Genomic DNA, 13,163 nt, shown 5'->3' with positions numbered 1-13,163 from the left:
GTCGCAACGATTGGAGTGGGGATGGAACGTACGGCAGTCAACCCGGTGACGTGGTCGCTGGAGATGGGATTCAACCAGGGTGAGGTCGTCTCCGGAGAGACCCGGACCCTGTACATCTCGGGGCAGACCTCGATGAGCAGGGAGGGCAGGCCCGAGCACGACGGGGACATCGCCGCGCAGTTCGCGCTCGCCGTGGACAACCTCGAAGCCGTGCTCACCGAGGCGGGAATGTCGTTGGCGAACCTCGTCCGCCTCAACGTCTACACCACCGACGTGGACGCGCTGTTCCCGCACTACGGCGTGCTGGCCGGCCGGCTGGGGGCCGCCGAGGTGGCCCCGACGACCACGATGCTCGGCGTGACCCGACTCGCGATCCCCGGCCAGATGGTCGAGCTCGAAGGAACCGCCGTCGCGTGACGCGGCCCTGCCGCTCCTGCTGCTCGTGCCGACCCGGTTCGGCACGAGCAGCAGGCGGACGGGGAACAGCTCATGCTCGGCGGCCCCCGCCGGGCGCGCTGCGGGACGTGTCGACCGTCGAGCCGGACGATCGAGGACGTGTCGACCGTCGAGCCGGACATCGAGGGCGTGGTGGCCCGGCTTTACGGCGGCCGCTGACGCCGCCCACGTGCGGGGGCGGCGCCGGGCGGGGTCAGACCGGGTCGCCGATGTTGACCCGGGGCTCGGGGGCGCGCATCCGGCGGAACGTGATCGACCGCATGATGGCGTAGAGGTAGAGCGAGCCCATCCGCTGCCCGGTGTTCGGGAAACGCTCCCGGACCAGCTTGCGGATCTTGCGCGAGATCAGGACCGAGTCGACCACCACGCCCAGGGCGAGCGCGCCCCAGAGGATGTTGGAGACGAGGCGGACGATCGGCGGCATCGCGGCGTTCGAGCCGACCAGCACGATGAGCGCCCCACCGAAGAACCAGGTGCCGACCGTACGCCGGGAGTCGACCACGTTGCGGGCCAGCAGCCGCTCCGGGCCGCGGTCGCGGGGGCCGCCCTCGCGGCGGAACTCCGCCGCGGCCTCGGCGCGCAGCTGGCGCTTGCGCTCCCGCTGCTCCTCCTTGGTCAACGGCTTGGTGGCCGCGGCCGGCCGGCGGCCGGCGGTGGGCCGCTTCGGGGTTGCCTTGCCCAGCTCCTTCTTGCTCGGGGTGTAGCCCCGGGGCTGGGCGGGCGTGGACTCCTCGTCGGGGGTCACCGTGGTGACGGCCTCGTCGACGAGGTCGGAGGACTTGCGGCGAAACAGCGACGGCACGTCGAAAGGGTAGCCAAACGACGGCGCCCGGTGCACATCGCGGTGCACCGGGCGCGGACGGGAGTGGTCGACGTTACGGACGCTCGACGTGCGCGCCCAGGTCGGCCAGCTTCGCCTCGAAGTCCTCGTAGCCCCGGTTGATCAGGTCGACGCCGTACACCCGGGAGGTGCCCTCCGCCGCCAGCGCGGCGATCAGGTGGCTGAAACCGGCCCGCAGGTCGGGGATGACCAGGTCCGCCGCGTGCAGCTTGCTCGGCCCCGCGATCACCGCGGAGTGCTTGAAGTTGCGCCGGCCGAAGCGGCACGGGGTGCCGCCGAGGCAGTCCCGGTAGACCTGGATGTTGGCGCCCATCGAGTTGAGCGCCTCGGTGTAGCCCAGCCGCTGCTCGTAGACCGTCTCGTGGACGATGGACAGGCCCCGGGCCTGGGTGAGCGCCACCACCAGCGGCTGCTGCCAGTCGGTCATGAAACCCGGGTGCACGTCGGTCTCCAGCGCCACGGCGTGCAGCTCGCCGCCCGGGTGCCAGAACCGGATGCCGCCCTCCTGGCCCGGGTCGCCCAGCTTCGGCGCCCGGGCGTCGGTGACCTCGTACTCGCCGCCGACGGAGCGGAAGATGTTCAGGAAGGTCATCATGTCGGCCTGCTGCGCGCCGAGCACCTCGACGTGGCCGCGGGTGGCCAGCGCCGCCGCCGCCCAGCTCGCCGCCTCGATCCGGTCCGGGATCGGCCGGTGCGTGTAGCCGTGCAGCCTGGGCACACCCTGGATCTCGATGACCCGGTCGGTGTGCACCTTGATGATCGCGCCCATCTTCTGCAGGATGCAGATCAGGTCGATGATCTCGGGCTCCACCGCCGCGTTGCGCAGCTCGGTGACGCCCTCGGCCATCACGGCCGTCAGCAGCACCTGCTCGGTGGCGCCGACGCTCGGGTACGGCAGGGCGAACTTGGTGCCGTGCAGCCCGTTCGGCGCCGACAGGTGCAGCCCCTCGGGGGTCTTCTCGACCGTCGCGCCGAACTCGCGCAGCGCCTGGAGGTGGAAGTCGATCGGGCGCGGCCCGATGTGGCAGCCGCCCAGGTCGGGGATGAACGCGTGGCCGAGGCGGTGCAGCAGCGGCCCGCAGAACAGGATCGGGATCCGGCTGGAGCCGGCGTGCACGTTGATCTGGTCCGTGCTGGCGCTCTCCACGTTCGCCGGGTCGAAGACGAGCTCGCCGTCCTCCCCGCCGTCGGTGACCTTGACACCGTGCAGGCCGAGCAGACCCCGGACCACCTCGACGTCGCGGATCTTCGGCACGTCGAACAGTCGGCTCGGGCTGTCACCCAGCAGCGCGGCGACCATCGCCTTCGAGACCAGGTTCTTCGCGCCGCGCACGCGGATCCGCCCTTCGAGCGGAGTACCTCCGTGTACGACCAGGACGTCGTCGGTCAACGCAACCTCCAGCGCGTCGGTGCTGCCGTGTTGAAAGGTGGGGCACACGATTGTCATCGCTACCCGGAACGCGGCCATGTCGAAACGGCCCGCGTGAATCGTCGCACCGGCAGCATAGCCCTCGGTGACGAAGATGGACCCGGTCAGATCGCCCCTGAGGGCATTTATCGGTGATCGGACCCTTTTCCGTGCCAGTGTCGCTACGGAAAGTGATCAGCTCGCTGCCGGCGGCGGGGTGTCGGCCCCGGGCAGGGCCAGCATCTGATCCAACGCCACCCGGGCATGGTGCGCGGTGTCCGGGTCGACGGTGATCTGGTTGACCACCCGGCCGGCCACCAGTTCCTCCAGCGCCCAGACCAGGTGGGGCAGGTCGATCCGGTTCATGGTCGAGCAGTAGCAGACCGCCTTGTCCAGGAACATGATCTGCTTGTCCGGGTGGGCCAGCGCGAGCCGGCGGACCAGGTTCAGCTCGGTGCCGACCGCCCAGGCCGAGCCGGCCGGGGCCGCCTCGATGGCCTTGATGATGTATTCCGTCGAACCGACGAAGTCGGCGGCGGTGACCACCTCGTGCCGGCACTCCGGGTGGACCAGCACGTTCACCCCCGGCACCCGCGCCCGTACGTCCTCGACGCTGTCGAGGGTGAACCGGCCGTGCACCGAGCAGTGCCCCCGCCACAGGATCATCCGCGCGTCGCGCAGCTGCTGCGGGGTGAGCCCGCCGTTCGGCTTGTGCGGGTCGTAGAGGACGCAGTCGTCCAGCGCGAAGCCCATCTCGAGCACCGCCGTGTTGCGGCCCAGGTGCTGGTCGGGGAAGAAGAAGACCTTCGAGCCCTGCTGGTACGCCCACTCCAGCGCCCGCTTCGCGTTCGAGGAGGTGCAGACCACCCCGCCGTTGCGACCCACGAAGCCCTTGATGTCCGCCGAGGAGTTCATGTACGTCACCGGGACGGTGTCGGCCGCGACGCCCAGTTCGGTGAGCACGTCCCAGGCCGTCTCGACCTGCGACAGCACCGCCATGTCCGCCATCGAGCAGCCGGCGGCCAGGTCGGGCAGGACGACCTTCTGCGCGTCCGAGGTGAGGATGTCGGCGCTCTCGGCCATGAAGTGCACGCCGCAGAAGACGATGTACTCCGCGTCGGGCCGGGCCGCCGCCTCGCGGGCCAGCTTGAACGAGTCGCCGGTCACGTCGGCGAACTGGATCACCTCGTCGCGCTGGTAGTGGTGCCCCAGCACGAAGACCTTGCTGCCCAGCGCCGCCTTCGCCGCCGTGGCCCGGGCCACCAGGTCCGGGTCGCTGGGCGCCGGCAGGTCACCCGGACACTCGACGCCGCGCTCCGTGGCGGGGTCGCTGCCCCGGCCGAGCAGCAACAGTGCCGTCGCGGTGTTGGAGGGTTCCACCCAGGTCGAAGTCACGTGCCCCATGGTCCCACAGTGCGGCCGCCCCGCAGCCTCCAGCGGTGTGTGCTGCCACACTGCTCGGCATGCGCGTACTGCTCTGCCCGGACAAGTTCGCCGGTACGCTTCCGGCCCCGCAGGTCGCCGATGCCGTGGCCGCCGGCTGGCGGGAGGTCGCGCCCGGCGACGACCTGCTCGTACGGCCTCTGTCGGACGGTGGGCCGGGCTTCCTCGACGTGCTCTCCGACGCCCTCGGCGGGCGCCGGATCCCGGTCCCGACCGTCGACCCGCTGGGCCGCCCGGCGGCCGGTGAGATCCTGCTCACCGACGGCGGTGCGACCGCGTGGCTGGAGAGCGCCCAGGCGTGCGGGCTGCACCTGCTCGACGCGGGCGAGCGCGACCCGAAGACCACCTCCTCGTACGGGCTGGGGGTGCTCGTCGCCGCCGCCGTGGAGGCCGGCGCCCGCACGGTCGTGATCGGGCTGGGCGGCTCCGGCACCAACGACGGTGGCGCGGGCATGCTCACCGCTCTCGGTGTGACCCCGCTGGACGAGGGCGGACGGGCGCTGCCGTACGGCGGGGCCGCGCTCGTCGCGGTGCACGCCGTCGACGGCGCGCCCCGGCTGCGCGACGCCCGCCTGGTCGCCGCCACCGACGTGGACAACCCGCTGCTCGGGCTGCACGGGGCGAGCAGCGTGTTCGGCCCGCAGAAGGGCGCCGACCGGGCCGACGTGCTGCTGCTCGACGCCGCGCTGGAGCGCTTCGCCGCCGCGCTGGAGCGGGACCTGCCCGGCTGCCCCGAGCGGCTGGGCGCGCTGCCCGGCGGTGGCGCGGCCGGCGGGCTGGGCGCGGCCGTGCTGGCGCTGGGCGGGCACTGCGAGTCGGGCATCGGCCTGGTCACCCGGGCGATCGGGCTGGACACCACGCTCGACGCGGTCGACCTGGTGATCACGGGGGAGGGCTCGTTCGACCACCAGTCGCTGCGCGGCAAGGTGGTGGCCGGGGTGGCCGGCGCCGCCCGGGACCGGGGCGTGCCCTGCGTGGTGGTCGCCGGCCGGGTCAGCACCGGCCGGCGGGAGGCGGGGGCGGCCGGGGTGACCGACGCGTACAGCCTGGTGGATCACTTCGGGGGCGAGGAGCGCGGCGGGCTGGCCGCCGCGATGCAGCGCCCGGCCGAGGGGCTGCGGGCGCTCGGCACCCGGCTGGCCCGGCAGTGGAGCCGCTGACGGCCCCGTACGCCCCGCGTCCGACGACGGCCCAGGTCACGCCGAACGGGTGGGGCCGGCCGGAGCGGCGTACCATCGGATCTGGACCACACCGGGAATGGCTGGGCGACAGGAGATGTTGGCCAGTGCGTCCGGACCCAACCGCGCAGGGAGATTTCACGTGACCACGCCAGCGCAGACCGAGTCGACCGAGGCCAAGGCCCCCACGTCCGTCGTCCTCACCGACGTCGCGGCGCAGAAGGTCAAGGCCCTGATCGAGCAGGAGGGCCGCGACGACCTGCGGCTCCGGGTCGCCGTGCAGCCGGGCGGCTGCTCCGGCCTGCGGTACCAGCTCTTCTTCGACGAGCGGTCGCTCGACGGTGACGTCGTCACCGACTACGACGGTGTCGGGGTCGTCGTCGACCGGATGAGCGCCCCCTACCTGGCCGGCGCCACCATCGACTTCGCCGACCGGATCGACGCCCAGGGCTTCACCATCGACAACCCCAACGCGGGCAACTCCTGCGCCTGCGGCGACTCGTTCAGCTGAGCCGCACCTCCGCTGACCACGGCGGGGCCGTCCTCCGGGGCGGCCCCGCCGTCGTCTTCGGGCCGGGAAAGCGTCCCCGACGGGGGTGACCCGGGGCTGACCGACAGGTCATCCTGAGGGGGCCGGACCGGTAGGCTGACCGGCGCCCCGCTCCCGACCCCGAGGTTGACATGAAGATCGCCGTGACCGGCTCGATCGCCACCGACCATCTGATGAGCTTCCCCGGTCGCTTCGCCGACCAGTTCCTCGCCGACCAGCTGCACAAGGTCTCGCTCTCCTTCCTGGTGGACGACCTGGTGCTGCGACGCGGCGGGGTGGCGGCCAACATCGCCTTCGGCATGGGGCAGCTCGGCCTGCGCCCGGTCCTGGTCGGCGCGGTCGGCGCGGACTTCGCCGACTACCGCTCCTGGCTGGAGCGCCACGGCGTCGACTGCGACTCGGTGCACGTCAGCGAGGTGGCGCACACCGCCCGGTTCGTCTGCACCACGGACACCGACATGTGCCAGATCGCCTCGTTCTACGCCGGGGCGATGAGTGAGGCCCGCAACATCGAGCTGGCGCCGGTGGCCCGCCGCCTCGACGGGCTGGATCTGGTCCTGGTCGGCGCGAACGACCCGGAGGCGATGCTGCGGCACTCCGCCGAGTGCCGGGAGCGCGGCTACCGGTTCGCCGCCGACCCGTCCCAGCAGCTCGCCCGCATGGACGGCGAGGACGTCGTCGGGCTGATCGAGGGCGCCGAGTACCTGATGACCAACGACTACGAGAAGTCGCTGCTGCAGAGCAAGGCCGGGCTGACCGACGCGCAGCTGCTCGACCGGGTCAAGGTCCGGGTCACGACACTGGGCAAGCACGGGGTGGAGATCGCCGGGCGCGACTTCGACCCGATCCACGTGCCGATCGCGCGGGAGACCCGGGCGATCGACCCGACCGGCGTCGGCGACGGCTTCCGGGCCGGCTTCTTCACCGCCCTCTCCTGGGGCCTCGGGCTGGAGCGCGCCGCGCAGGTCGGCTCCCTGCTCGCCACGCTGGTGCTGGAGACCGTCGGCACCCAGGAGTACGAGGTCCGCCGCGACCTGTTCGTCAAGCGCCTCGCCGAGTCGTACGGCGACGTCGCCGCCGAGGAGGTCCGTCCGCACCTCGTGCCGTGACGCCGGCGCGGGTCGCTGTCGCCGGGCTGCCGGGGGTGGGTGAGAACACCCCCCCGGCGGCGCGGGTCAGTGGCGGCGGCGGACGTCGAACGCGGGGCCGTCGGTGCCCGTGATCGTGCCGAGGAACTCCTGGCCCCGCATCCGGCACCACGCCGGAAGGTCCACCGCCGCGGCCGGATCGTCGGCGAGCACCCGCACCACCGTGCCGACGGGCAGCTCGGGCAGCCGCCTGGCCACGGCGATGACCGGCAGCGGGCAGCGCTGGCCGCGGCAGTCGAGGACCTCCGCCGGCGCCGTCACAGCCCCACCACCCCGGCCTCGGCCCGCAGCCCCGCCACGATGCCGGGCAGCTCGGTGAGGAACCTCTCGACGTCGGCCTCCGTCGTCTCCCGGTGCAGCGAGACCCGGACGTTGCCGTGCGAGAGCACCCCCATCGCCTCCAACACGTGCGAGGGCCGCAGCGTCGACGACGTGCACGAGGAGCCCGAGGAGACGGCGAACCCGCGCCGGTCGAGCGCGTGCAGCAGGGCCTCGCCGTCGACGTAGAGGCAGGAGAAGGTCACCAGGTGCGGGAGACGGTGGTCGGGATCACCCACCACCTCCACGTCCGGCACCTCCGCCGCCACCCGGGCCCGGATCCGGGCCACCAGCGGCGTCAGCCGGGCCGCCTCGGCCGCCGCGTCGGCCGCCGCCGCGCGCAGGCTCGCCGCCGCCGCCACCACCGCCGGCAGGTTGAGCGCTCCCGGCGTACGCCCGGCCTCCCGGTCGTCGGCCGGCCAGGGCGACTCCCAGCGGGTGCCCTTGCGTACGACGAGCAACCCGACGCCGGGTGGCCCGCCCCACTTGTGCGCGCTGGCGGTCAGCACCGACCAGCCCGCCGGCACCGGGGCCCGGCCCACCAGCTGGGCGGCGTCCACGTACAGCGGCACCCCGGCCTCGGCGCACTCCCGCGCGGCCTCCGGCACCGGCTGGAGGGTGCCGACCTCGTGGCTGGCGGCGATCAGTGCGGCCAGCGCGACCCCCGGCGCCCGTACCGCCGCCGCCCAGCGGTCCCGGTCGAGCCGGCCCAGCCGGTCCACCGGCACGGACGCCGCCGCGCCGCCCGCCGCGACGTGCCGCTCGGCGGCGTGCAGCACCGCCGAGTGCTCGATCGCGGAGTGCACCAGGGTGGCGCCGGCCCGACGCCGGCCGGCCAGGCCCCCCAGCACGGCCGAGTGCGCGGCCGTCGTACCGCTGGGGGTGAAGGAGAGTTCGTCGGCGCGCACGCCGAGCGTCTGCGCGCACGCCTCGCGGGCGGCGTCGAGGAGTTGACGGGCCCGGCGTGCCTGGGTGTAGAGGCGGCCGGGGTCCGCCCAGCCGTCGTCGAGGGCCGCCAGCAGCGCCTGCCGGGCGACCGGGTGCAGCGGCGCGGCGGTGGCCGCGTCCAGGTAGACCGGGGATGCGCTCACGGGAGCCAACGTATCGCGCCGGTATGTCCAAGATCCCCCCGATGGGGGCCGACAACGACCCCAACACGGTCCAGCCCGTCATGGTCGAGTAATCTGCGACCGTCGGTGACGCCTTTGCCGCTGGTGCTGTCGCTCCGCAGGCGGAGGGCAGGGACGAAGACACCGCGGCGCGCTAGGGAGGCAGGACCAGGTGGTCGCAAGGAGTTCGGAGGTACGGCCGTCGGCCGTACGGCACAGCGCTTCCCCAGGAGCCGGTGGGCGCCGGGGACGTGGTGCCGGTCGGATCGCCGGGCTCGGTCTCGGCGGAGCGGCGCTGCTGGTCCTGCTCACGGGCTGCGACGTCGGCGCGGCGTTCGGCGGATTCGGCTGGCCGCAGGGCGGCATCACGCCCGAGTCGCACCGGATGTACGACCTGTGGATCGCCTCGTGCATCGCGGCGCTCGCGGTCGGCGTCTTCGTGTGGGGCCTGATCTTCTGGTGCGTCGTGCGCTACCGCAAGCGGGGCAACGAGCTGCCGGTGCAGACCCGTTACAACATGCCGATGGAGTTCCTCTACACCATCGCGCCGATCCTGATCGTCTCCGTGCTCTTCTACTACACGGCGATCGTGCAGACCGACGTGGTGCGGACGACCAAGAACCCCGACGTCACGGTCGAGGTGGTCGCGTTCAAGTGGAACTGGCAGTTCAACTACCGCGACGGCCAGGGCCAGGACGCCAACACCGTCGCCTCCGTGCTGGGCACCAGCGAGGTCATCCCGATCCTGGTGCTGCCGACCGACCGGTCCATCCGGTTCGAGGAGACCAGCCGCGACGTCATCCACTCCTTCTGGGTGCCGGAGCTGCTGTTCAAGCGCGACGTCATGCCGGGCAAGATCCGCAACGTGTTCGAGGTCTCGAAGCTGGAGGCCGAGGGCGCCTACGTGGGTCGCTGCGCCGAGCTCTGCGGCAGCTACCACGCCTTCATGAACTTCGAGCTGCGCGTCGTCTCCCCGGAGAAGTACGAGCAGTTCCTGGCGGCCAAGCGCGACGGCAGGTCCACGCAGGAGGCGCTGACGGCCATCGGCGAGGACCCGTACGCGAAGACCACGAAGCCGTTCGAGACCCGGCGTGCCGAGGCCAACTTCAACCCCGACGACGCGCCGGCCGGCGCGGGAAACTGAGGGATCGGGCATGAAGACCGAGTGGCGCATCTTCCTGGTCATCGCCGGGTTCCTGCTCTTCGCCACCTTCCTCTACGGCGGGTGGACCGCCGCCGACTCCGGCGGCCAGGTCGAGTGGGTGGGCACGGTCGCCCTGCTGCTGAGCTTCCTGCTCTGCTCGATGTGTGGCGGCTTCTTCTGGTTCGTCTCCCGCCGGATCGACCTCCGACCGGAGGACCGGCCGGACGGTGAGATCGCCGACGGCGCGGGCGAGATCGGCTTCTTCAGTCCGGGCAGCTACTGGCCGTTCGGCCTGGCGATCGCCGTCGGGCTCGCCGGCTTCGGCCTCGCGTTCTGGCAGTTCTGGCTGCTCGGCCTCGGCATGGTGGCGGTCACGTTCTCCGTCTGCGGCCTGCTGTTCGAGTACTACAGCGGCACCCGGCGCACCGCCGAGCACTGATCGGTCGCCACCCGCAGGACGTCACGAAGGCCCGCCTCCCTCGGGAGGCGGGCCTTCGGCGTGCGACGGCGGTGGCGTCAGGCGGCGCGGCGGGCCACCGCGCGGCGCCGGCCGCTCCGACGCGCCAGGTGGAACACGACGCTGGGGACGAGCACGGCCGCGCCGCAGCCCGTGCAGACCAGCTCGGGGCAGTCGGCGCCGTGGCCGTCGGCGCACGGTGGCGCCTCGAACGGCTCGACGCCCTCACAGGTGTCGCAGTAGAGCTCGCGCTCCGACACGGGCGTCTCCTCTCGCTCCGGTCCCACGGGGGTGTCGCACACGCCCGACGGGATTGCCGCACTCGACGGTGCAGGACGGATGTGGGAACTACTCAGCTGTAGTTTCCCACGGGGGTCCGACAACCTACGGCGAGGCCCGGTGCTCAGAGGGCGCGCGCGACCTCGATCCAGCGGTCCAGGACGCGGGCGGCGGACCCGGAGTCGACCGACTCGGCGGCCCGGTCCATCCCGGCCCGCAGCGCCTCGGTCAGGTCACCGTCCAGCGGGCCCTGCGTGGCCAGCGCCGCCGCCGCGTTGACCAGGACGGCGTCGCGCACCGGGCCGGTCTCGCCGGCCAGCAGCCGGCGGACCACGTCGGCGTTGTAGGCGGCGTCACCGCCCCGCAGGTCGGCCAGGGTGGCCCGGGGTACCCCGAGGTCGACCGCGTCCAGCAGCGACTCCCTGACGACGCCGCCCTGGGCCGCCCAGACCCGGGTGGGCGCGGCGGTGGTGAACTCGTCGAGCCCGTCCTCGCCGCGCATCACCAGCACCGAGTCGCCACGGGCGGCGAAGACGCCGGCCATGACCGGGGCCATCCGGGCGTCGAAGCAACCGACCGCTCCGGCGCGGGGCCGCGCCGGGTTGGTCAGCGGGCCGAGGAAGTTGAACACGGTGGGCACGCCCAGCTCCCGGCGTACCGGGCCGGTGTGCCGCATCCCCGGGTGGAACCGGGCCGCGAAGCAGAAGCCCATGCCGGCCTCGGCCACGCACCGGGCCACCCCCTCCGGCCCCAGGTCGAGCGGTACGCCGAGGAACTCCAGCACGTCGGCGGTGCCGCACGACGAGGAGGCCGCCCGGTTGCCGTGCTTGACCACGCGGACGCCGGCACCGGCCACCACCAGCGAGGCCATGGTCGAGATGTTGACCGTGTGCGCGAGGTCACCGCCGGTGCCGACCACGTCGAGGGCGGTGGCGCGCAGCTCGTCGGGCAGCTCCACCGGCACGGCCCGGCCGAGCATCGCCTCCACCAGGCCGGCCAGCTCGGCCGAGGTCTCGCCCTTGGCGCGCAGCGCGACGACGAAGCCCGCCATCTGCGCCGGGGCCGCCGAGCCGGCCATGATCTCGCCCATCGCCCAGGCGGTGTCGGCGGTGGCGAGTTCCTCACCGCGCAGCAGCGCGTTGAGCAGGTGCGGCCAGGTCCGATCGCCCATGACGGGCCTCCCGAGCGTGCGAGATGCGGGTGGGGTGGGAACCGGCACCGGTCGGCCCGGCGCCGTGGCGGCCGGAGCGGGGACGTCAGGCGGGCGCGTGCGCCCGCAGCAACTCGGCCACCGTCGTGCCGGTCGTCACCGGGTCGAGCGGGTGCACCAGGGTGGCGTCGACCTCGGCGTACGCCGCGAGCCACCGGTCGGCGGCACGGGCGATCACCACGCAGGTCGGGGGAGCGTCGTCCCGGTCGTCCTTGACCTGCCGGGCGATGCCGATGCCGCCGCCCGGGCTCGCCTCGCCGTCGAGCACCAGCAGGTCGATCTCGTAGTCGTCGACGAGCCGGATGCACTCCGCGTAGTCGGACGCCTCGACGAACTCGATCCGCAGGCCGGGCGCGGGGCGCGGGCCGACGGCGAGCCGCATCCGGTCGCGGACCTGCGGGTCGTCGCTGTAGAGCAGGACGGTGCAAAGACGATCGCTCATGCCGGCACTCCGCTTCGCTCCGTGCCGTCGTGCGGCACCATCACACTGAGCTTGTTGACTCGTTCGCTGCGCGCTGATCGGCCGGACTGGCGCCCACCTCGCAGCCGCCCGCTGATCGTACCGGTCGGTGTGAGGTGGGCGACGTCCGGCCGGTGGCGGTGCGCAGGGCGTACCGCCGGACGGCTCAGGCGGTGGACTCCGCGGCGCGCTGACGGGCCTCCTGGCGGTCCAGGTCGCGGTCGACGCGGCGGGCCTCCCGCTCGGCGTGGCGCATCCACTGCACGACCAGGACGGCCAGCATGGTCACGCTGACGAACTCGCCGCCGGCCCAGAGGATGCCGCCGGCGACCACCTGGTCCTGCCAGGGATCGGACCAGGTCAGCCCGAGCGAGGGGTACCAGTCGCCGCCGAACAGCGTGCTGCTCTGCATGATGGTGAGGCCGAGCACCGTGTGGAACGGCACGGAGAGCAGCATCAGCAGCGCCCGCGCCGGGTACGGCCAGCGGCCCGGCAGCGGGTCGAGGCCGAGCAGCGGCCAGAAGAACACGCAGCCGGTCATGATGAAGTGCGCGTGCACGACCTCGTGCGCCCACGCGTGCTCCAGCGTGTAGCGGTACAGGTCGGTGAAGTAGAGCGCGAACGGGTTGACCACGAAGATGGTGAACGCCACCAGCGGGAAGCTGTAGATCCGCGCGATCCGGCTGTGCACGACGGCCAGCAGCCGCTTGCGCGGTCGCGGCGGCAGCGTACGCAGCGCCAGCGTCACCGGCGCGCCCAGCGCGAGGAAGATCGGCGAGATCATGGAGAGCACCATGTGCTGGACCATGTGCACCGACAGCAGCGCCGTGTCGTACGCGTGCAGGCCGCTGACGGTGACCGCCGCGATGCCGCCCAGGCCGGGGCCGAGGAAGAAGACGGTCCGGGCGACCGGCCACCGGTCGCCGCGCAGCCGCAGCCGGTGGACCCCGTAGAGGTAGACGCCGGCGGCCAGCACCAGGCCGACGGCGAGCCAGCTGTCCAGCTTCGTCTCGGTGAACACCGAGGTCACGGTGAACGGCGGCGGGACGGCCGCGGTCGCCGCCGGCGCGGCGACGGCGGCTGCGGCGGAGATCGGATCGGCGTGCAGCACGCTTTTCAGCCTAGGTCAGGCGAACCGGACTGCCCCGATCGGGCTGTGGAT

Annotated in this window: 15 protein-coding genes; 6 read left to right on the top strand and 9 right to left on the bottom strand. The window is 72.9% G+C overall.

Going from position 1 to position 13,163, the window contains the following annotated elements; translation table 11 throughout:
• Nucleotides 1-21: 21 nt before the first annotated feature.
• The gene (locus CLT72_RS13445; protein WP_101412034.1) at nucleotides 22-417 is read left to right on the top strand and encodes a RidA family protein; all 396 of its coding nucleotides are present in this window, start codon (nucleotides 22-24) and stop codon (nucleotides 415-417) included.
• 232 nt (nucleotides 418-649) lie between these two features.
• Here the strand turns inward: CLT72_RS13445 and CLT72_RS13440 are convergent, their stop codons facing one another.
• From CLT72_RS13440 to nadA, 3 genes are all read right to left on the bottom strand, one after another.
• Entirely contained in the window at nucleotides 650-1,258 is a 609-nt protein-coding gene (locus CLT72_RS13440) for a DUF3043 domain-containing protein (protein WP_101415143.1), read from the bottom strand.
• Nucleotides 1,259-1,331: 73 nt separating this feature from the next.
• Nucleotides 1,332-2,765, bottom strand: a complete 1,434-nt coding sequence (gene murA, locus CLT72_RS13435) for a UDP-N-acetylglucosamine 1-carboxyvinyltransferase (protein ID WP_250101003.1) — start codon at nucleotides 2,763-2,765, stop codon at nucleotides 1,332-1,334.
• A gap of 135 nt (nucleotides 2,766-2,900) precedes the next feature.
• Nucleotides 2,901-4,100 (bottom strand): quinolinate synthase NadA, encoded by a 1,200-nt coding sequence (nadA, locus tag CLT72_RS13430; RefSeq protein WP_101415142.1) that lies wholly within the window; start codon nucleotides 4,098-4,100, stop codon nucleotides 2,901-2,903.
• Between the two features lie 68 nt (nucleotides 4,101-4,168).
• On the opposite strand from nadA, the gene CLT72_RS13425 reads away from it, so the two are divergent.
• The 3 genes from CLT72_RS13425 to CLT72_RS13415 all read left to right on the top strand — a co-directional run bounded on the left by CLT72_RS13425 (nucleotide 4,169) and on the right by CLT72_RS13415 (nucleotide 6,985).
• Nucleotides 4,169-5,308: a glycerate kinase family protein gene (locus tag CLT72_RS13425; protein WP_101412032.1), complete on the top strand. Its 1,140-nt coding sequence runs from the start codon at nucleotides 4,169-4,171 to the stop codon at nucleotides 5,306-5,308.
• A 160-nt stretch (nucleotides 5,309-5,468) separates the two neighbouring features.
• Nucleotides 5,469-5,837 carry an iron-sulfur cluster insertion protein ErpA gene (gene erpA / locus CLT72_RS13420; protein ID WP_088999157.1) on the top strand — a complete coding sequence of 123 codons (369 nt, stop codon included), beginning with the start codon at nucleotides 5,469-5,471 and terminating at the stop codon, nucleotides 5,835-5,837.
• A 170-nt stretch (nucleotides 5,838-6,007) separates the two neighbouring features.
• Nucleotides 6,008-6,985, top strand: coding sequence for a carbohydrate kinase family protein (locus CLT72_RS13415; RefSeq protein WP_101412030.1), 978 nt, complete (start codon nucleotides 6,008-6,010; stop codon nucleotides 6,983-6,985).
• A 66-nt stretch (nucleotides 6,986-7,051) separates the two neighbouring features.
• On the opposite strand, the gene CLT72_RS13410 is transcribed toward CLT72_RS13415, so the two are convergent.
• Together CLT72_RS13410 and CLT72_RS13405 are read right to left on the bottom strand one after the other, a co-directional pair.
• On the bottom strand, nucleotides 7,052-7,285 hold the full coding sequence (locus tag CLT72_RS13410; protein WP_101412028.1) for a sulfurtransferase TusA family protein: 234 nt from the start codon (nucleotides 7,283-7,285) through the stop codon (nucleotides 7,052-7,054).
• Nucleotides 7,282-8,433 (bottom strand): aminotransferase class V-fold PLP-dependent enzyme, encoded by a 1,152-nt coding sequence (locus tag CLT72_RS13405; RefSeq protein WP_101412026.1) that lies wholly within the window; start codon nucleotides 8,431-8,433, stop codon nucleotides 7,282-7,284. Before CLT72_RS13405 ends, CLT72_RS13410 begins: the two co-directional genes overlap by 4 nt.
• 190 nt (nucleotides 8,434-8,623) lie before the next feature.
• Between CLT72_RS13405 and ctaC the strand changes: the two genes are divergently transcribed.
• Both ctaC and CLT72_RS13395 read left to right on the top strand, forming a co-directional pair.
• Entirely contained in the window at nucleotides 8,624-9,595 is a 972-nt protein-coding gene (gene ctaC / locus CLT72_RS13400; RefSeq protein WP_101412025.1) for an aa3-type cytochrome oxidase subunit II, read from the top strand.
• Nucleotides 9,596-9,605: 10 nt separating this feature from the next.
• Nucleotides 9,606-10,034 carry a cytochrome c oxidase subunit 4 gene (locus CLT72_RS13395; RefSeq protein WP_101412024.1) on the top strand — a complete coding sequence of 143 codons (429 nt, stop codon included), beginning with the start codon at nucleotides 9,606-9,608 and terminating at the stop codon, nucleotides 10,032-10,034.
• 77 nt (nucleotides 10,035-10,111) lie between these two features.
• Here the strand turns inward: CLT72_RS13395 and CLT72_RS13390 are convergent, their stop codons facing one another.
• From CLT72_RS13390 to CLT72_RS13375, 4 genes are all read right to left on the bottom strand, one after another.
• Nucleotides 10,112-10,312, bottom strand: coding sequence for a hypothetical protein (locus CLT72_RS13390; protein ID WP_101412022.1), 201 nt, complete (start codon nucleotides 10,310-10,312; stop codon nucleotides 10,112-10,114).
• 143 nt (nucleotides 10,313-10,455) lie between these two features.
• The gene (gene trpD, locus CLT72_RS13385; protein WP_101412020.1) at nucleotides 10,456-11,502 is read right to left on the bottom strand and encodes an anthranilate phosphoribosyltransferase; all 1,047 of its coding nucleotides are present in this window, start codon (nucleotides 11,500-11,502) and stop codon (nucleotides 10,456-10,458) included.
• Between the two features lie 85 nt (nucleotides 11,503-11,587).
• Nucleotides 11,588-11,983, bottom strand: coding sequence for a response regulator (locus CLT72_RS13380; RefSeq protein WP_088999165.1), 396 nt, complete (start codon nucleotides 11,981-11,983; stop codon nucleotides 11,588-11,590).
• A 184-nt stretch (nucleotides 11,984-12,167) separates the two neighbouring features.
• Nucleotides 12,168-13,112 (bottom strand): cytochrome c oxidase assembly protein, encoded by a 945-nt coding sequence (locus tag CLT72_RS13375; RefSeq protein WP_088999166.1) that lies wholly within the window; start codon nucleotides 13,110-13,112, stop codon nucleotides 12,168-12,170.
• Nucleotides 13,113-13,163 lie beyond the last annotated feature (51 nt).

It is taken from the genome of Micromonospora sp. CNZ309, assembly GCF_002846525.1.
This window is presented reverse-complemented; position numbering and strand designations above follow the sequence as displayed.